The 21,144-nt window shown below is 42.2% G+C and carries 15 protein-coding genes; 4 read left to right on the forward strand and 11 right to left on the reverse strand.

Annotation, left to right across the window (positions count from 1 at the left end; translation table 11 throughout):
- Positions 1–5: 5 nt before the first annotated feature.
- The 11 genes from BHV72_RS11765 to BHV72_RS11815 form a co-directional block, all read right to left on the reverse strand.
- The gene (locus BHV72_RS11765; RefSeq protein ID WP_005677987.1) at positions 6–1,430 is read right to left on the reverse strand and encodes a sialate O-acetylesterase; all 1,425 of its coding nucleotides are present in this window, start codon (positions 1,428–1,430) and stop codon (positions 6–8) included.
- Positions 1,431–1,448: 18 nt separating this feature from the next.
- A complete protein-coding gene (locus BHV72_RS11770) occupies positions 1,449–2,684 on the reverse strand; it encodes an MFS transporter (RefSeq protein WP_005677986.1) in 1,236 nt (411 codons plus the stop codon).
- 3 nt (positions 2,685–2,687) lie between these two features.
- Positions 2,688–4,328 carry a sialidase family protein gene (locus BHV72_RS11775; RefSeq protein ID WP_122271670.1) on the reverse strand — a complete coding sequence of 547 codons (1,641 nt, stop codon included), beginning with the start codon at positions 4,326–4,328 and terminating at the stop codon, positions 2,688–2,690.
- Positions 4,329–4,446: 118 nt separating this feature from the next.
- A complete protein-coding gene (locus BHV72_RS11780; protein ID WP_055173881.1) occupies positions 4,447–5,358 on the reverse strand; it encodes a dihydrodipicolinate synthase family protein in 912 nt (303 codons plus the stop codon).
- 26 nt (positions 5,359–5,384) lie between these two features.
- Positions 5,385–6,458 (reverse strand): hypothetical protein, encoded by a 1,074-nt coding sequence (locus BHV72_RS11785; protein WP_456301117.1) that lies wholly within the window; start codon positions 6,456–6,458, stop codon positions 5,385–5,387.
- The gene (locus BHV72_RS11790) at positions 6,455–7,207 is read right to left on the reverse strand and encodes a FadR/GntR family transcriptional regulator (RefSeq protein WP_005677981.1); all 753 of its coding nucleotides are present in this window, start codon (positions 7,205–7,207) and stop codon (positions 6,455–6,457) included. The genes BHV72_RS11785 and BHV72_RS11790 overlap by 4 nt, the downstream gene beginning before the upstream one ends.
- Before the next feature lie 417 nt (positions 7,208–7,624).
- Positions 7,625–10,045, reverse strand: a complete 2,421-nt coding sequence (locus BHV72_RS11795) for an ABC transporter permease (protein ID WP_286856084.1) — start codon at positions 10,043–10,045, stop codon at positions 7,625–7,627.
- The gene (locus BHV72_RS11800) at positions 10,042–10,758 is read right to left on the reverse strand and encodes an ABC transporter ATP-binding protein (protein ID WP_022041845.1); all 717 of its coding nucleotides are present in this window, start codon (positions 10,756–10,758) and stop codon (positions 10,042–10,044) included. Before BHV72_RS11800 ends, BHV72_RS11795 begins: the two co-directional genes overlap by 4 nt.
- 21 nt (positions 10,759–10,779) lie before the next feature.
- The gene (locus BHV72_RS11805) at positions 10,780–13,185 is read right to left on the reverse strand and encodes an ABC transporter permease (RefSeq protein ID WP_055173830.1); all 2,406 of its coding nucleotides are present in this window, start codon (positions 13,183–13,185) and stop codon (positions 10,780–10,782) included.
- Positions 13,186–13,197: 12 nt separating this feature from the next.
- Complete coding sequence (locus BHV72_RS11810) at positions 13,198–14,445, reverse strand: efflux RND transporter periplasmic adaptor subunit (RefSeq protein ID WP_005677975.1); 1,248 nt, start codon at positions 14,443–14,445, stop codon at positions 13,198–13,200.
- An 85-nt stretch (positions 14,446–14,530) separates the two neighbouring features.
- A complete protein-coding gene (locus BHV72_RS11815) occupies positions 14,531–15,832 on the reverse strand; it encodes a TolC family protein (protein ID WP_286856085.1) in 1,302 nt (433 codons plus the stop codon).
- Between the two features lie 378 nt (positions 15,833–16,210).
- Between BHV72_RS11815 and BHV72_RS11820 the strand changes: the two genes are divergently transcribed.
- From BHV72_RS11820 to BHV72_RS11835, 4 genes are read left to right on the forward strand one after another with little or no spacing between them, the layout of a single operon-like run.
- A complete protein-coding gene (locus BHV72_RS11820) occupies positions 16,211–17,569 on the forward strand; it encodes a sigma-54-dependent transcriptional regulator (protein WP_286856086.1) in 1,359 nt (452 codons plus the stop codon).
- Positions 17,570–17,574: 5 nt separating this feature from the next.
- Positions 17,575–18,828: a sensor histidine kinase gene (locus tag BHV72_RS11825; protein ID WP_122264432.1), complete on the forward strand. Its 1,254-nt coding sequence runs from the start codon at positions 17,575–17,577 to the stop codon at positions 18,826–18,828.
- A gap of 59 nt (positions 18,829–18,887) precedes the next feature.
- A complete protein-coding gene (locus tag BHV72_RS11830) occupies positions 18,888–19,913 on the forward strand; it encodes an AI-2E family transporter (RefSeq protein WP_022041840.1) in 1,026 nt (341 codons plus the stop codon).
- 56 nt (positions 19,914–19,969) lie between these two features.
- Positions 19,970–21,142 carry a glycosyltransferase gene (locus BHV72_RS11835; RefSeq protein ID WP_022041839.1) on the forward strand — a complete coding sequence of 391 codons (1,173 nt, stop codon included), beginning with the start codon at positions 19,970–19,972 and terminating at the stop codon, positions 21,140–21,142.
- Positions 21,143–21,144 lie beyond the last annotated feature (2 nt).

The raw sequence follows: 21,144 nt of genomic DNA on the forward strand, positions 1-21,144 counted from the left end.
TAAAATTATTTTGCAACAAAAGGAGAAGCCGGTAATCCGAAATTTGAAAATAAATTCAACGGCTGATAATTTCTGAACCCGTACTTAACCCCTACCGGTTCGGGAACTTGATCGCTAGTCAGCATCACTTTGGTTTTATTATCAAAAAGAACAGCCTTCGCCGGATAATAAATACCATCTTTTCCTGCAATCTCAAATCCGACAATTTCCCTGTCATAAGATGTCATCCCCATTTCTGCGTAATCGAACTCCACAATTATCTTTTCCTTATCTATTGTAAAAGACTTGTAGAGAGGACCACTATAAGGTGTTCCACTACGCTGATAAGTTTTGGCTAATGCCCACAGAGCAAGTCGCTTCCCTACACTCTCCTTATCAGAGGGGTGTACGCAGGTGCGATTTCCAATATCCGCCGTGACAACCATACCCGCATTAGGGATCTCCTTCAAACATTCCAGTTGCACTTGGCGAATTTCAGCCGCTTCCGTCTTATCTGCATTTTTCCGTCCGTAATCATAGGGTGCTATCTGCACATAATAAAAAGGAAATTCACCTTGGTTCCATTCTTTCCGCCAAGACCTTACCATCGCCGGAAACAATCGCTTATATACCTGCGGATTATTTAAGTTACTCTCTCCCTGATACCAAATGGTACCTTTAATGGTGAATTGCTTTATCGGATGAATCATCGCATTGTATAGTAACGTGGGTTCATCTTTTGGTCTGGCAATGTCTTTAGGATCTTTGGTCAGTACCGACAAAGATATTTCCGGGAATTTTTCCGTATATACCTCTTTATTAATCCATGACTCAATCTTGGACCCACCCCAACTGGAACAAATGACACCTACCGGCACATTCAAAACTTTACGCAGATAACTTGCAAAAAAATAGGCAGTGGCACTGAAATCCGCGACATTAGCCGGTGTAGACTCCACCCAAGGAGTTGCCACGCAATCATCTAAAACAGTCTGACTACTATTTATTTTAAGCGTAATCATACGAATATTATCGGATGGGAGAGCTGTTGCAATAGCATCACATGAGCCCTCCACCGGTTGTCCCCTAAACCCTTTTACAGGCATTTCCATATTCGACTGTCCCGAACATAACCATACTTCCCCTATCAGAACATTAGTAAGTGTTACGGGTTCTCCGTCGGATATAGTAATGGTATAAGGACCACCGGCAGAAGGTGTCTGTACCTGTATTTTCCACGTACCATCCGATGCGGAAGTGGTTGTATAGTTTTTATTATCCCAAGATGTTCTAACTGTAATTTTTCGAGAACGTGTAGCCCATCCCCACAGATTGACATTGGTATTCTGTTGCAATACCATATCATTTCCAATAATTGCCGGTAGCTTTACCTTTGCTCCCAAAGGTAAAAGACAAAGCATACCGACAATTATGCATAGTATTTTTTTCATGATCTATAGTTTTAAATATTAATCCTTCATATCAATGGTCTTAGGTCGCAAACATGTGACCAGAATGACCAGCATAATTAATACAAATACTGCCAGAAGCGCAAAATCACGTCCCAAATGTCCGGCATCCGTAGATTCTCCCAGAATACTGGTTATTGCCGCCCCCGCAAATACTCCGCACATATTCATTATACCGTATGCCGTTGCCCTATAACGGGCTGAAACAAACTGGCAAAGAATCGGCATATTATTTGCGTCGAACATTCCGAATCCCACTCCGAACAAAATTGTTCCCAACACTAATGCGAAAATGGAATGTCCGAATCCGATAAACAATAAAGAGGGAATGATAAAACCCAATCCCAAAGCTCCCGTATATACCCTTCCGCGTACATTTCTGAGCACCCAACGGTCTGATATATATCCACCGACTAACACTCCGAACAGTGACGACAAAGCGATGGAAATAGTAGACATCGGTCCTGCCACGGAAATATCAATAGACAAGCTCTCTGAAAAAAGAGTCGGCAACCAGTTTTTTGCCGCCCATCCCGGAGTGCCCGGCACACAAAAGTAAAACAGGATAATCCAGAAAAAGACATTAGAAAACAACATAGCCAAGCTCTTCAGAACCGGTATCTTCGTCACTTTTTCCTGCATAACAGAGATCGTTCCTCTTTCCTTATCCCGTAAGAAAAAGGCCAGAATGACCCCATATCCTACCCCAATAATACCGAACCAGTGGAAGGTACTATGCCAAGAATACATGGCTGCAAAAGTAGCTCCGAAACCACCTATCGCCTGACCTACATAGAGCCCTGTCATATGTATTCCCACTGCCAACGAACGTGTCTTATCTTGATGAAAATCAGCTATCAAAGACAGAGCGGCGGGCAAATACAATGCCTCACTTATTCCCATAATTCCACGAAGCCAATAAAGCTGGTCAAAAGTGGTGGCATACCCCATCAAATATGTCACTCCAGACCATACACACAGGCTGCCTACAATCAACCATTTACGACTCATACGATCACCGATAATCCCGGAAATGGGACTCATCAACCCATATACCCACAAAAAGACCGCCATCAATCTGCCAAAATTTGCAGCCGACTCCAGTTCACGGACATCTGCCATCATCGGAATCCGCATAGTAGAAAGCATTTGTCTATCCATATAGTTGAGTAAAGCAACTCCCCATAGTAATCCGACTATCACCCATGGATATATATTTGAAGTTTTACTGTTCATGGCTTACCTGTTTAGAATTTCAGTCAAATCAATTTTAATAAAAGCCATATTTGCCTGACTGCTTTCATATAATATCCCTATTGAATTTTCATCTATTGACGTGATACTGGAATAACCGGCACTACGATACTGGTCAAACAAAATCCAGTATTTCTCAGGCCATGTCATTCCATCGTCAAAACTAACTTTCAAAGTCAACTTATCCCGTGTCTCATAATCGCTGGGATTGGCAAATAATAATATGCTTCTCTTTTCTCCACCCACAGTATAATCATGACGGTGCAAACTTGCCATACACGTCGGTTCCACCAATGCTTTCCGTGATGTAGAGTGCTCTGTCCATGTCTCACCCAAGTCTGTTGTCGTACAAATTCTCCGGCCATTTACTTCTTTATTACCCCGGTTTCTATTATCACGCATATTCAGCATCACCGTACCGTCACTTAATTGTGCTGCATTACATTCCGTCACATTCGAATATGCCGGATTACTGGTCATCCAAGTTTTTCCATGGTCTTTACTATATGTAATATTGGAAAATGCGGTTCCTTTCTCATCACGTCCCTGCGTAGGAAAAACCAAAGTACCGTCTGCCAATGTAATCCCTTGTCCGGGAGCCGGAGCAAACAACCACCATTCAGGGCGTTTAGTCTTACCTGTTATATTATCAGGAAAACTCCATGTCAGTCCGTCGTCCGTACTTTTAGTTATCAGAAATTGACAGGTTTCTTTCAAACCGATTCCAGGTTGCGATCCTTTCTTCCTCCACTGGTGTATCCAGTAAGTACTATTTTCATTCAAGCCCTCTATCCACTTGCCATTGTCATCCAATGCACCATGCATCCACAATCCGGCTATATAAATGTCATTTGTATTTTTATCCACAAGGATACAAGCATCACTCACTCCATTAAACTTTTGCGGCAAACCTCCCCATTCTCCCATATCCAATACCGTTTGAATGGGTTGCCACGTCAGTCCTTTATCAAAGCTACGATGAAGAGCGATATCTATGTTCCCCTGCAAATCACGAGTCAAATCATAACGGGCATCAAATATAGCCAGCAACGTTCCGTTGTTACTGGTAGCCAGTCCAGGAATACGTGATGAAACGATACCATCCTGTCCCTTCTGTCTTAATGCCATTCCCACTCTCAAGGGGACAACATCCTTATTCGAAACTTTCAGCTCTCCCCGGCTCGTTTTTATCCGGCTACAATTCACACTAATACGATGTGTCAGTGAAACCGTATCTCTCAATGTCACTGCTACCCAGAAAGACAAGGAATCATCTTTCACTTGTATATTATCTGTAAAAGAAATTTTCCGTTCAGCAGGTACCGGTCTACATATCAGACGGGATTCATCTATCAGCCCGTTTTTATGAGTTCCGTACACTGCAACAGAAACAATATCAGACAAATCCGTACTTCCCTGCAAATCAACATCAATTTGCCGAATGGTATAAGGACTGTTGTCTGTTTGAATCAAAGTTGCCTTAATAGTCGGATTAATCTGCTTCTTGACTAAAACAGGGATAACAGGTCTTTCCAGTTCCAACCTTATATCTTTACCTAAAGATATATCCGGTATCAATAACAAAATCATCGAAAATATGATAAATATTTTCTTACTTACTTTCATAGTATCTTTATTTTAGGTAAATTTGAACGCATTTAACTAGATTAGGGGGAGATAGACAGGAAGTAAAGTAGCTAAACCCCAGCAATACACTTTTACTGTCATCTCCTCTTTCTTATCATTAAAATTCAAAGAATTTTATCGCATCCAAATCACCTTTTAGTTTTTCATACTCTTCCGTTGAAAAAGCTTTTATCGGTAACCGGCAACTGCCGCAATCAAGACCTATAAGTTTCATGATAGCTTTACCACCACGTACGCCGCCACCATATTTAATAATCACTTCCACTGTACGTATCGATTTCATCTGCCAGGCACGTGCTGTTTCCACCTCATTTTTCTTCATTGATTCGAAAATGGCATGATAGACATTAGGGATATAATTATATGTACTTCCCACACCTGCCACTGCTCCCATAGATAAACCGGCAATCAGAATCTCGTCAAAGCCATGTAATACTTCAAACTTATGCTGCTCCAAATCGATACAAGCCCCCATCTCCATCAGGTTATTATGAGTAAACTTCGTTCCTACCAAATTTGGTATTTTCTTCTTGCCTTCTATCAAAAATTTATCTACCGGCAAGTTAACCCCTGTGATTGACGGCATATTATAATAATAGAAAGGCAACTCACTGGCGGCCCGGCAAATCGGTGCAAAAAAATCGACCAGTTCATCTACCGTTCCCGGCTTGAAAAAAGAAGGTGCTATTGAAGCGATAGCATCAGCTCCAGTTTGTGCCGCGTGGCTTGCCAGTTCCATTGCGTCTCGTTGACAGTTTGAACCGACATGTGCAATCACTTTAAAACGTTTAGCAGCAGAGGCTACCCATTTTTCAAGAACCGCCTTACGCTCGCCAATAGTCAACGAAGAAAATTCACCAGTCGTACCACACACAAATACCCCTTTTACAGGAGTTGATGCTATCCAATCAGCATATTTATCAATAACAGATAAATTCACGTCCCCATTTTCATCCATTGGGGTGAAGGTGGCCGCAACCATACCTTCCAGTCTTTCATAATTGTTCATAATGCATTTAATTAGATTATTATATTTCACTTTCGGAAAGTTCCTTTCAAAATTAACGGTGTCCGTATGCCGGGTTGTATCTCGCCACTTACTACAAATACCTGATTTCCAATAGAAACAGCATTCGTTGTAACGGGAATAGGGTATGAACAATCGAACAAATCTACCAAAGCATTCATGTCCGTACTGACCACCCGAAGTTTACGGCTAAATCCCGGGTGCTTGGGAGATGTCGGCAAAATTTCCTCCACTCCTCCCAGTATCAAAATCTTGTCTTCTCCATAAGGTATGGCCGTACCCGCCATCACCGGGAAAGAACCGGTCATTTTATTCCATTTCCCAGTACCCGGTTCAAATACATATCCTTCCGTATATTCCGTCATCAACTCATCCGGTGCATAGCTTCTTCCACTAAAGAGGTAAAACCGTCCTCTTTGAGCGACGCCTACCGCATAAGAAAGAGAAGGACCATCCCAACCCGGCATTACCTGCCATCCTTGCTCCTTATGATGCAAATCAAGCATATAGAAATGATGAGTTGACCGTTCATTTACCATAGACTCCTGCCCCCCAGCAATATAAATGCAATTATCACAAATAGCCCCCGCTGCATTAGCCAATGGAACCGGTAAAGAAGGATAACTGACAGAATCTATCACAAATGAATCTATTTCTTTTTTTATCAGAAATACTTTATCGCTACACCGCGCATGGTCACATCCACCGATACACAATAAACCTTCCGGCAAACTTATTGAAACCCCATAAGCAAGCGGACGGTCAAGGAAATCATCATATACAGTCCATTCCTCTGTATCCAAGTCGTAGCTATATAAAGTAGCCCACCAAGTCTTAATACCTCCCTCCCAAGGATACTTATCAGGAAAGTTAGCTCCACCCAACACAAGCAACTTGCCTTCCACTATCCCGGAATATGCACCTGCTAATCCGACGTTCTCCGGCATGCCGGCACATCCCGGAAGCAACAATGTATTTTCCCATTGTGCCTCTATCCTCTTTTCTTCTTTTCTAAAACAAGATGTATTCATTAGCAATAAAATTAAGGATAAACATAAAATTATCAGATGCCACCTTTTCATATACCTTCTACCTTTTCACTTTCTGCCTTCTCAGCCATCAATTCCTGACTTCGGTTTACCTTGAAAATTTTATAGACCTCAAAATGCCTTTCGATAGCATCCCGGTAACCCTTCTCGTCCCCTTTCTTGATAAAGTCCAGCAAATCAGCATGAGTAGCTATCCGACCGCTTTTGCTCATTTCTATATTTATAGGTTTCAAATAATCCTTGAATTTCTCTTTCACATAGACAAGTATAGGATGAATGATTTCCTGAAATTCAGATATGATTTTATTCCCGGTGATTTTATATAGTTTCGTATGAAAAGCCGATTCACTAATTAACGCGTATTCGTTATTTTCAAAAACGATTCCCATTTTTACGATTTCACTCAGTTCCTCAATATCTTTAGGAGTTATCTTACGGAAAATATCAGTTGATATTCCTATTTCAAGTGCAATTCTGAAATCCAACAAATCCAAAATTGTTTCTTCACTTAAAACACGGGGATCTATCACTCTTTTCATTCCTCCCAAAATGGAAGGCTCTGTCAGAACCATCCCCTTACGGGGACGTGCGTGAATCAACCCCATCATCTTCAGACGGCTCAGTGCCTCTCTGACAACACTCCTTGCAACTCCCAGTTCTGCAGCCAGACTATTCTCATTAGGAATAGAATCCCCGCGTCCTAAATCATTCTTTTTGAAATAGGTAAGCAGGCTGTCTTCTACCTGATCAATTAACGTTGTTTGATTGATTTCTATCTTCATATCATTAGATTTTTATTATTTGTATTATTTGTCCGACAAATAATACAAATGCAATATTAAGAGATTTTTTTTAGAATGCAAGAAGAAAACAATAGAAAAATAAGCATATGTGTTGAAAAACATACTTTAGAACACAAACGAAAAAGAATTAGGAAATTAGATATACTTGTGAAAAATAGAAGGAAACTAAAAAGCATAAAAAAAGGCTATCTATCCCAGACAGCCAATCTTTTTGTTAACCTTAAATCTAATACTATGAAAAACACATTGCAAAGATACGGACTTTCAGCATATCTCCAAATTTTCGGAGTAAAGCAACGCATCTTATAACATGGTTTAATAAAAGTAATAGTCTCGTTAACATTTAACATAAATCAAATTGGATATTAACGAATATCCTATTGAGTGATTCAGAGATTATTCATATCGTAAAGAGCGGGCAGGTTTGCTCATTATTATCTTTATGGTCTGGAAAGCTACTGTTATAAATGAGATAAACAACATTAGCAATACAGGCATAATAAAGAACCATGCTTTCAAATCTGTGCGGAAAGCATAATGGCTCAACCAGGCATTCATACTAAACCAAGCTAGTGGCAAAGCAATAACAACTGCTATCAGAATTAACAGAAAGAATCCCTTAACCAACTGATAGAAGAGTGTCCAACGGGAAGCCCCAAGAACTTTACGTATCCCCATTTCTTTGGTACGTGTGGAACATGAAAACATGACCAGTACCCAAAGTCCCAAACAGGAAATGAAAATAGCCAAACCGGTAAAAGCGCCAATCATTACACCAAACACCTCATCCTGACGATACTGGTGGTCGAAGAATTGGTCGAGGAAAAAGTAATCGAAACTGGAATCCGCAAAATATTGATTCCAAATCTCATGCACCTGTGATACCAATTCACGAGGATCACCGGAAGTCATTACGATAGAGATATAACGTTGTGGTAACCAGGCAATCTTATCTTTATGAATCAACATGATAGGTGTATAATTCTTGCTCAATGCCTGTTGGTGATAATCTTTCACTACTCCGATAATCTGCATCGGGGCATCAGTACATTCAACGTTCACCAACTCCCCTATAGCCTCATCATTAGATGTAAAGCCCAGGTTACGTACAGCCGTTTCGTTAATCACCAGTTTGTCTACATCATCTCCATAGTCTTCCGAGAAATTTCTTCCGGCCACAACTTGCAATCCATAGGCATCCACATAATCGGGGTCGCAGGCAAGCATCTCATACAGGCGATTCTGCTTCAGAGCATCATTGGTACGGCGATTGGAAAGGAAAGTCGCTACTTCCTCGCCCGGCACAGCGCCGGAGAAAGTGACTTGATATACCAACGGAAGACGTGCTATCGTTTTTTTCATAGCTTCCAGTTTCGTATTCAGTCCCTCGGTATGCCCAGGAAATTTGACCACCAATGTCTGATTGGTCTTAACTCCCAAAGACTGGCTGCGCATAAAACTCAACTGTGCAAAGACAATCAATGTGCCGCACAACAATATCATTGAAACCATATATTGAATGATAACCAAAACTTTCCGTGTCCGTTCTCCGGATTTACTATGCAAGAATTTCCCCTTCAACAACATAATTGGTTTCCGATTCAGCAAAGCCAATGCCGGATAATATCCAGAAAGGAATATCCCGACGATAAAAACAAGAATCAATAAAATCCACCAATAATCTATCAGCCAAACGGAGAAGGTAACGGTACGGCCTACCAATTGATTAAAGTACGGAAGAACCAATTCTATCAAGCCAACGGCGAGTACAAAAGCTATCAGGTTCATCACTAATGCTTCAAACAAAAATTGATGAATCAACTGCTTGCGGAAAGCTCCCACTACCCGCCTAACTCCCACTTCTTTGGCACGCTCCATTGAACGGGCTACGGTGAGGTTTATATAGTTTATCCAGGCAATAGCCAAAATAGCAATAGCAGCAAAAATCAAGGCAATCATAGAAGAACGGTTTCCTTTCGTCTCCGCTTCGTATCCTACCTGCGGAGTGAGGTGTATATCTGCCAGAGGGATTAAAGAGACTCCCCATGTCTTGTTTTTCAAGGCTTCATCCGTCTTGTACTTTTCCGCCATTACAGGAAATTCTCTCTCTATTTCCGCTTTCCTTTCGGGAGAGTCAAGCAGGACGTAGGTATAAGCCTCGTGTTTGTACCAATATTCCTGCATATATTTAGGCAGAGATTTATACGAAATCAGAAAACTATAATGTATATGCGAGTTGGAAGGCATTTCTTTCATCACTCCGGTCACTTCACACGATATCTTGTCGTATGCGCCGGTAAAGATGAATATCTTCCCGATAGGGTCTTCGTCCTTGAAATATTTACTGGCAATGCGTTCGGTGATTACCACTTGCCCCGGCATGGAGAGACAGGTTTTCTTATCGCCTTTCAAAAGTTCGAAATCAAAAAGGCGAAAAAAGCTGGGTTCGGCATACGCTATCTGATTCTCCCGCAAGGTCAGTTCACCGTATTTCACTATTTGTTCCGGCTGGAGTAGGGAGCCGATTCGGGTATAATCCTCTATTCCGGCAAGGTTCTCTTTCATTGCCGAACCATATCCGAAGGAGCTGCTTGCCCAGTAGTCGGTCAGTACTTCCCCTTCGTGAAACGTACTTTGCACACGGTAGATATGGTCATACTTTGTGTGCATTTTATCAAAGCTGAATTCAAAAGTCACGTAGGTAAGAATCAGCAGTGCCGATGCCATACCAATCGCCAGTCCGAATATATTAATGAAACTGAACCTTTTCCGTTTCATCAGATTCCGCCAAGCACTATTCCAGTAATTTCCTATCATACAGTTTCATTTTTAGCTGACACATTTTTTCCCAGCGGGCGGTTGACGTTTTCGGCTACGATTTGTCCGTCTAATAATTGAATGACGCGGTGTGCGTACATTGCATCCCGTTGAGAGTGGGTAACGATGATGATAGTAGTTCCCTGAGCATTCAGTTCACTCAATAGTTCCATTACTTCTATACCGTTCACCGAATCCAAATTTCCGGTAGGTTCGTCAGCGAGAAGCAATTTACAGTCCGTCACTACGGCACGAGCAATAGCTACGCGCTGTTGCTGTCCACCGGACAATTGCTGTGGATAATGGTTGGCACGATGCAGCAGGTTTACTTTCTCGAGTACTTTCTTTACTCTTTCTTTACGTTCATTGGCTTTGACGCCTATATAGATAAGGGGTAATTCTACATTCTCACATACGGTCAGCTCGTCAATCAAGTTGAAACTCTGAAAGATAAAGCCGAGATTACCTTTCCTGAGGGCAGTCAATTGGTTCTCATTCATTTTATCCACCTGTTTTCCTTCAAAGAAATAAGAGCCGGAAGTTGGAGAATCGAGTGTACCCAAAATATTCAGCAGTGTTGACTTACCGCATCCCGAAGGACCCATTATAGCAACAAACTCCCCTTGTTCCACTTGTAAAGTGACTTCGTTCAATGCCTTTGTCTGCACTTCTTCGGTTGCGAAGAGTTTTGTCAGTTTTTCAGTCTTAATCATAATCAGTTCAATATTTATTAGTTATTCATATTTTAAAATACTCATCGGTTTCAAGCAGATAATGCGCCACACTTGTTGAAAAACAGTAAGGAACGCAATCAGCATCAACAGCGCAAAAACGACTGCATATATCCACCAAGGTAGCGAAATATGGAAAGCATACGTCTCCAACCAGCCATTCATTAACACTGCTGATACGGGTATACCGATTGCAGATGCCAATATAGTGAGCAACATCAGCTCCTTGGTCAAGATAAAAAACAGGCTGCTTTTATTTGCACCGAGCACCTTGCGGATACCCACTTCTTTCAAGCGCGATAAGGTTGAAAACAATGTTACAATCCACAAACCGAGACATGCCACAAATATGGCAATTAAAGAAGCACTGGCAAATATCCAACCGAAATTACGGTCTGATTTATAAAGGAAAGTATTCAAATCACTCAAAAAGAAATAAGAAAATAAAGAAGTCGGAAAATATTCATGATACATCTGCTCGATCTCCATCAAAGCACTATCTTCTCCTTCGCCTGTCAAGCGGACTGAAATATAAGGTGTTGCAATAAATGGTACTCGCTCTTTCATAAAGAAGATAATAGGTTTGTAAGCCACGGAAAGCGATTGCTGGTGATAGTTTTTCACCACTCCGATAATTTCGAGCGGTTCGCCTACCACCTCCATTTTAACCTGCTGTCCCAATGCGGCTTCGGGCGACTCATAACCTAATAACCTGACTGCTTCCTCGTTGAGCACTATCCGGTTGAGGTCACCGCCAAAGTCCTCAGAGAAGTACCGCCCACAAATCATAGCGGGCATATAGGCAGATAGATAATCATAATCTACGGCAAACATCTGTATCAGTTTCACTTGCGAAGGGTCACTTCCATAAGGACGATTGGTAAAATAATTGGCTACCTCCACCCCGGGAACAGCTCCTGAAACGGTTACGTGGCTTACATCTGCCCGTTGCTTCAGACGCTTGGTGAAACTTTCCAGACGTAGTGCCAATCCCTCGGTGAAAGAGGGGTACTTAATGACTAACATACGTGAATGAGAATCGACGGAAGCCTCACTTTGCATATAACACACTTGCCGAATCACTGTGAACGTGCCAGTAATCAGAACAAAAGAAGCGAGAAACTGAACCACAATCAGCACTTTCCTTATCCGGTTACCACGTTTACCGTGTAACAGTTTCCCCCTCATAATTTCCGACGGACGTATAGTAACCATCAGCCAAGAAGGATAGAAGCCTACAACAAACGTACCAATAACAACCACTCCGGCTACAATTCCCCAGAAAGCAGGCAACATAAGTATATCCGTCCCAAAGCTTTGCCCTGCCCAGCGATAAACAAGGGGTAAAAGAAGTTCCAGCCAACCAAGAGCTATCAGCGTAGCCAACAGATTCATGAAACCTGATTCAAGAAGTCCCTGGATAATAATCTGACGGCGCGAAGCACCAAAAGCCTTACGCAACCCGAACTCACGTCCGCGTTCCAAGAAACGTGCCACGGTCAGATTCAAGGCATTAGCCCAACCTATCAGTAGCAGGGCAACGGACATCACCAATAGTATAAGAACCGCAGTCCGACTCCCTTTCACTTCTTTCTCATAAGCTTTTTGTGGAGTGAGATGAATGTCTTTCAGCGGTATCAGTTCTACCGCCCAAGTCTTATGTCTCAAGGCATCAGTTTTGTACTTATCGGATATATTGAGAAAAGCCTCTTCAATCTCTTCCGGACATTTTCCGGACATCAGGCGGACATAGGTATAAACTCCGTGAATGTACCAAATGTCCTGTCGCTCTTTGGGAATCGTACTATATGAAAGTAGAAAATCATATTGCAGATGAGAACGAACAGGCATATCTGCTATCACGCCGGTAACTTCAAAGTTTTGCTGCGATGAAGGCGTACTGAAAGTCAGCACCTTCCCTATCGGGTCTTCTTCATCAAAATAACGATTTGCCGCACTTTCGGTCAGTACCACCGTATTAGGACGCACCAGTTGCCCGGTCTTATCTCCTCTAATTATCGGGAAATTAAATATCTCAAAAAAAGCAGGTTCGGTGTAGCAATAATGTGCTTCGGCAAATCTCCTGTCGAAGTAATTCACCACTTGTTCGCGGTCTTGTGCTGTTACACGGACATACTTCTCAATGCCTGCAATTTCACGAGCCATTGCAGGTGCATGGCCGTAAGCTGTAGTCGCCCAGTTATCTGTCAGCGTCTTGCCTTCATACAACCGGCTTTCAACACGATATACACGCTCGGTATTGTGGAATGAATCGTAGCTTAACTCCGACCATACGTAAAGTATGATAAGCAATGCTGTTGCAATACAAACAGACAATCCCGTTATATTTATCAGTGTCAGAGATTTTTTAACCCGCTGACTACGTATCACTTGTGAAAAGTAATTTATCATATCATAGACTTATTTCAGTATCAGTTTCTCGTTATCGCCAAACAGTTCATATCCGGATACAATCACCCGATCACCAGGTTTTAATCCTTCGGTAACCTCATAATACTGCGGATTTTGTCGTCCGATGCGGATAGGCTGACGAATAGCAAATTTACCACTTTCATCCACAACATACATCCATCGTCCACCGCTTATTTGGAAAAATCCGCCACGCGGCACCAAAATAGCCTGTGCAGGGTCGCCCAATTGTAGATTGATATGATAGGTCTGCCCTGCACGTATATTCTCCGGTCGTCCGGCTGTAAACTGCAAATCGGTACGAAACTGCCCTTCTTTTACTTCCGGATACGGCTTCGTCACCTCCAGTTTATAACTGACACCGTCACGGGTAAAGTCAGCCGGCAATCCGGGTACAACACGCTCCACGTAATGTTCGTCAATCTGCGCTTGTACTTTCAGGTCAGAAGTGATGATCTGACCAATGTGCTCGCCCGCAGCTATTGATTGTCCTATCTGTGCATCAAGATTACCTACCTGCCCGTCAATAGGAGCTTTCACCTTCAGGTTCTCAATTCGTTCGCGTACCAGCGCGAGACTCTGTTTCATATTACGTATGTTCTCGTCCAAGCTGTTTACCTGACTTTCACGGAAAATATTATCCTGACGAATACGCTCGTCAATGACATCCAACTGTTCTTTAGCCGCATCATACTCCTCTTTGGCAAGTCGATAATCTTCTTCTGCAATAAGTTGCTCTTTTATCAGGCGACTGTATTGCTCATAACGGCGCTGTTTCACCAGCCGATCTTTATTTAGCCCAATACGCTCTTGTTTTAAACGCAAGCGTTCCTGCTCCATGCTAATACGGGTATTACGAAGTTCATTCTCCTGATAAGCCAGATCCGCTTCGCTCTGCATAATACCAATATTTAGTAACGGATTACTGAGACGCAAAATCACGTCGCCTGCCTTCACCATAGCACCTTCTTCTTTTAGACGTTCTTCCACACGTCCACCTTCCACGGCATCCATATAAATAATACGATTAGGCATTACCTGACCAATGACACGAATATAGTCATTAAACTCACCACGGTTAACGGTAGCAATCGTCAGACGTTCTTTCTCCACAGTCATGGAAGAGGTAGTGTCTCTGAATATGAAATATAAAACAACGGCAATAACAAAGGCTATACCACCTATTACATATAGATGTTTACGGGTAATGCCGGGTTTACGTTCAATAGGTGTATCCATAAGGAATCAATCAAAAATAGGGTTATTATAAATTAGTTATTAAAGAAGTATCAACTTTGTTATTCAAAATATATAAACTCTGCCTTTATAAGAAAGTTCCCTCCCGGTAATATTTCTCCAGTTTCATCATCATTTCTACCTGCAAGCGCACACGAACCAGTTCTGCTTTGGCGGAAATAAAACGATTACGGGCTTCCATTAACTGAAAGACAGAGATAAGCCCTTCTTCCCACTTTCGTTCGGATTCTTTCAAGACCAGAGTTTCCGCGCTCAATTGCTGCAATACCTGTTGATGTTCCGTATAGCCGGCACGTAGGGAAAGAAGAGTTTGCTCAATTTCAGTATATAGCTGTTGCTTCTCCAATTCCTCTTCATTCTTCAGGCGATACAAGTTCAATTTCAACTTCCTTTGATTCGTAAAACGTTCAAAACCGCTCAACAAAGGGAAAGAGATACCGATACCGATATATTTTCCTATATTATCCCGCAATTGCCTGGCGGAAAATGCAGTGTTGTAGAAATTAGAACCTACCGTAAAGCGGGCATAAACAGAAGGAGAAAAAGCTCCGCCCGCCATTGCATATTCTTTGCGGGCAGCTTTCTGCTTTAAGCTAATCATACGCATGGCAGGGAGTACTTCCAACGATTGTCTATACAATGTTTCCGTAGAGGGGAGTGAAAGCAACGGGAGTTTATTCAATTCGACAATCGTATCCTGAATGACAAGTGTATCACCCGACTGAAAGTTCATCAACTGTTCCAGATGCAGTAATGACAACCGACAGCTATTAGCACGGGATTGGTAACGATATATATCCCCTTCCCTGCGGGCTTTTACCTCTTGCAAGTCGGAAACGGATTTCAAGCCCAGTTCCACAAATGTCTCGGTTTGTTTCAGATATCGTTCGCTCAACCGGCTTTGCTCCAAAGCCAAATTCAAGAGTTTTCTTTCCAAAACCAGTTTGTAGTAAGCATCCGTCACTTGATAGGCGAGTTCATTCTGCCTGTCTTTCAGTTCCCATTTGCTGCGTTCCCGATTTATTTTCCGAAAACGAACCTGATTGATACGTGAAAAACCTTCAAACAAAGACAAAGTCATATCAAGACCTATCGTTCCTTCTTCAAAAGTCTTTTCTGTATAACCATTGGTATCCGGGTCTATCGAACGCCCGAAACGCTTTCCTGTTTCTGCGTTGGCTACTATGCGGGGAAGAAATGTACCGATAGCGGCAGCATAATCCGTTCGTGCTTCCTTTATGTTAATGGCACTATTCCGTATAGAAGGATTCTGTTTCCATGCCAAACGGATACATTCATCCAAACTCATTGCAGATTGAGCATACGTAACCACGGGCAATAAAAACAATAAAAAGAAAATGTTCCTCATTCTTCAGTATATATGCAATTGTGTTCTATATGAATTAAAAAAGCAAACATAATGCCACAGCACTTAAACCGCTGATTACAAGATAGATGACATACATTATTTTATCGTTCCCGTCCAATTATTACACACTATAACGTCTAAAAATTGGACGTTATCAATAAAAAGCCACCATGACCTGCGTGCAAACAGCCATTATTCAACGTTCAGGCTATAAATATTACTTAAACGAAACATAGGATAAAGTCATGTTTCAGGAAATGTATCATAAAACGTCTAATTATTGGACACTCTCTTGCAGGTAAAAGTAAAAACGAATATCTTTACCCAAAAACTTAAAGAATCGTTCAACCCAGACAGATCCCCCCCAATCTTACATATATGGAAACCGGAACTATTTTAATAGTAGATGATAATAAAAGTGTGTTGGCTTCGCTGGAACTTTTACTCGAAAATGAATTCAGTACAGTCCGCACAGCTGCCAATCCTAATCAAATAACAACACTGCTCACTACCACTTCCATTGATATCGTAATTCTCGATATGAATTTTTCGGCCGGTATCAATAACGGCAACGAAGGACTATACTGGCTGAAACATATTCACGAAATCCGCCCCGCACTCCCTGTGGTAATGTTAACTGCTTACGGAGATGTGGAACTAGCCGTAAAAGCTTTGAAGAACGGAGCTACCGACTTTCTTCTCAAACCTTGGGATAACCGGACACTGGTTCAGAAAATAAAGGAAGCATACAATAATAAATCGAACAGGAAAAGTTCCTCAAAATCAAAAAACTCAATCGTAGGATCCGGCAATCCGAACAAACCTGAAATGCTGATAGGGCATTCTCCCGCCATGCTACAATTAATAAAGGTAGTCAATAAAGTAGCCAGGACCGACGCCAATATTCTGATAACCGGAGAAAACGGGACCGGAAAGGAAATGCTGGCCAGAGAAATACACCGCCTGTCTCCACGCAATACTCGTCCCATGTCAAGTATCGACATGGGAGCTATCAGTGAATCCCTTTTTGAGAGCGAGCTTTTCGGTCACGAGCGCGGAGCTTTTACGGACGCTTACGAAAGCCGTCCGGGAAAATTCGAAGCTGCCAGCGGCAGTTCGCTTTTTATGGATGAGATTGGAAATCTTCCCCTTGCACTACAAGCCAAATTACTGACTGTACTACAAAACAGGAATATCACCCGAATTGGAAGTAATAAAGTCGTCCCCGTTGATATACGACTCATTTCCGCCACCAATAAAGACATCCCGGAAATGGTGAAACAAGGATTATTCCGCGAAGATTTATTCTACCGTATCAACACTATCCACCTTGAAATTCCTCCATTACGAGAACGAGGAGACGACATACTCCTGTTCGTCGAAACCTTTCTCCACCGTTTCGCTTCGAAATACCAACGCCCGGAAATGCGAATGCATGAGCAAACAATAGAGAAACTACGCTCTTACCACTGGCCGGGCAATATCCGGGAACTGCAGCACGCTATCGAGAAAGCCGTTATCTTGTGTGAAGGCAACGTGATACGCCCCAAAGACATTTTGGTAAAACAAACCTGGAAGCCGCAAACCACCAGCACTATCCCTAATTTGGAAGAAGTGGAAAGGCAAGCCATTGAAACAGCCATTCTGCAAAATAATGGCAACCTGACTGCCGCCGCCGAACAATTGGGAATCAGCCGTCAGACACTCTATAACAAACTAAAACGTTTCAAACTCTGAACAGCATGATATTCAGCCGACACATCTATTGGGTTATACTACTACACGTCATGCTTATCCTCGTCACCTCGGGAACAGGCGCCTGGCTTATCATCTCACAACGCGGATTTGTAATAGGCACATTACTAATTACCTGTTCCCTCTTCCAAATCAGCAGGCTGGTAAATAAACTAAATTCATTCAACCAAAAGTTGCGTGTCTTTTTCGATGCCATAGAAGACAAGGATAATATGCTTTACTTTCCCGAACAAAACGTTAGTAAAGAACAGGAAAAACTGAACCGCTCTCTCAACCGCATCAATTTCCTGCTCGCCAAAACTCAATCAGAATATTCCAAACAGGAACACTTCTACCGCTCACTCTTGGAAGAAGTGCCCAGCGGTGTATTAGCATGGGATTCTACCGGAAAAATAATCATAGCAAACAGCACTGCCCTTTCCTTATTAGACTGCCAGCAATTAACCCGATACCGACAACTGGAATCCTTACTGCAAGAAAAAGGCAAAAAGGAGCATCTCAGTCTTTCACAAAGCCGGATGAAACTACAAGATGAAACAATAACGCTCTTGTCTATCAAGGATATCGGTGACGAACTTAGCGACAAAGAAAGTGAATCGTGGAACAAACTAAGCCACGTGCTCACTCATGAAATAATGAACACCATTGCTCCCATTATCTCCCTGTCACAAACACTGTCCACCTATCCGGACATCAACGAAAAAGCAGTTCGCGGACTTCGCATCATTCAAGCACAAAGCGAACGTTTATTGCAATTTACCGAATCCTTCCGTCACCTCTCCTACCTGCCCAAACCCGAAAAGAAACTTTTCTCACTTACGGCAACCCTGCAAAATCTCCGGGAACTCTTATCCGGCGACTTCAAAGAAAGCAATATCATCTTCACACTGACCTGCAAACCTAAAACGATTTATATGAAAGGTGACGAGAACCAACTCTCCCAAGTCCTGCTCAACCTTCTGAAAAACTCCATGCAAGCACTGGAAGGAAAAGAAAAAGGCAGAATCAGCATCCATGCACAACAAGACGAACACATATCTATTGACATTGCGGACAACGGCCCGGGTATTCCGCCTGAATTACAGGAAAAGATATTTATTCCTTTTTTTACCACCAAATCAGAAGGCAGCGGTATCGGATTAAGCCTATGCAAACAAATTATCCGCCTTCACGACGGGCATCTCACCATTCAGGAAAGCAATCCCGGCAAAACAATTTTTCATATTGATATGCCATTATAAAACAAACCTTTCCGGTGCTTTTCGTGTTTATTATTATATAAACGAACGAATCGCACGATATGAGCATCAAAGAACAATACTGGAAATATTCCCTCATTGTCATTATTCTATTTATGGGAGTTATCATCTTCCGGCAAATCACTCCTTTTTTGGGAGGATTACTGGGAGCATTAACTATGTATATACTTGTACGCACACACATGAATCATCTGACAGAAAAGCGGAAAATGAAACGCAACATCAGTGCATTACTGATTACGGCAGAAACCATTATGGTGTTTCTTGTTCCGCTGGGATTAACAATCTGGCTGGTGGTAAACAAACTTCAGGATATAAATCTGGCTCCGCAAACCTTTATCGAACCCATTCAGCAAGTAGCAGAATTTATTAAAGAAAAGACCGGTTATGATGTATTGGGAAAAGATACGCTATCATTCATCGTATCTATCCTCCCTCGTGTCGGACAGATAATTATGGAAGGCGCCAGCAGCCTTGCAGTCAATCTATTCGTCATGATATTCGTGCTTTACTTTATGTTGATAGGAGGAAAAAAAATGGAAGCATACGTCAACGACATTCTTCCTTTTAATGAGGCAAATACGCAGGAAGTCATTCGTGAGATTAACATGATTGTACGTTCCAATGCTATCGGCATTCCTCTGCTGGCTATCATTCAGGGAGGCGTCGCCATGATAGGCTATCTTATTTTCGGAGCACCCAATATACTATTATTAGGTTTCCTCACCTGCTTCGCAACTATTATTCCAATGGTAGGTACAGCATTGGTATGGTTTCCCGTAGCCGCTTATCTGGCTATTAGCGGAGACTGGTTCCATGCAATCGGGCTCGCTGCATACGGAGCCATCGTCGTGTCACAATCCGACAACCTGATCCGATTTATCCTTCAAAAGAAAATGGCGGACACACATCCGCTCATCACTATTTTCGGAGTTGTCATCGGTTTGCCGTTATTCGGATTTATGGGAGTCATCTTCGGTCCGTTATTACTCTCGCTATTCTTCCTTTTCGTGAATATGTTCAAGAAAGAATATCTGGATTTGCGAAATAACCTTCCTTCAAGATGAGGGAACTATCGAAAAAATGCGTACTTTTGCGGGCGTAAAAACGACACTTAAATTCAATGGAAGCATTTACATTCAATACTGCCGAACTGATTCTTTTATCGGCAGCAGGTATTCTTTTTATCATTCAGCTTATTTACTATTTCGGTTTGTACAATCGGATACACGTTCGTAATAAGACTGTACGCAAAGAGGAAACCCACTTCTCACGGGAATTGCCTCCACTTTCCGTCATTCTTTGTGCACGCAATGAAGCTGATAACCTGCGTAAAATTCTGCCTGCTATTCTGGAACAAGATTACCCGCAGTTCGAAGTCATTGTTATCAATGACGCTTCCACTGATGAAACAGAAGATGTGCTGGGATACATGGAAGAAAAATATCCTCATCTCTACCATAGTTTTACACCGGACAGCGCCCGCTATATCAGCCACAAGAAACTAGCTCTGACATTAGGTATCAAAGCCAGCAAGCACGACTGGCTTGTATTTACGGAAACCAACTGTATGCCTGCAAGTAACCAATGGCTGAAACTTATGGCGCGCAACTTCACTTCGCAAACGCAAATCGTATTGGGGTACAGCGGATACGACCGTATCAAAGGCTGGTTACACAAACGTATCGCATTCGATACATTATTTCAGTCTTTACGTTATCTGGGGTTCGCCTTGGCCGGAAACCCCTATATGGGTATCGGTCGTAACATGGCTTACCGTAAAGAATTATTCTTCAAACAAAAAGGATATTCCAAATATCTGAACCTGCAACGCGGAGAAGATGACTTGTTCATTAATCAAATAGTAACCAAAACGAATACGCGCGTAGAAACTGACTTCAACGCTACGATGCGTATACAGCCCGTCTATCGCTACAAAGACTGGAAGGAAGAAAAAGTTAGTTATATGGCTACCGCACGCTTCTACCGTGGAGCACAACGTTACCTGTCGGGATTCGAAACATTTTCCCGCCTGTTATTCTATGTCGCCTGTATGGCAGGTATCGTATTCGGCATACTCAACTTTCATTGGCTGGTAGCAGGTATTGCATTATTGATATGGCTGCTTCGTTACATAACGCAAGCTATTGTGATTAACCGGACAGCCAAAGAAATGGGGGGAGGCAGAAAATATTATTTCTCATTGCCCATATTCGATATTCTCCAACCGATACAATCTCTTAATTTCAAGCTATGCCGCCTTTTCCGAGGGAAAGGTGATTTTATGAGAAGATAATA

It is taken from the genome of Bacteroides sp. 43_46 (assembly GCF_001915455.1).
GTDB classification, from domain to species: domain Bacteria; phylum Bacteroidota; class Bacteroidia; order Bacteroidales; family Bacteroidaceae; genus Bacteroides; species Bacteroides caccae.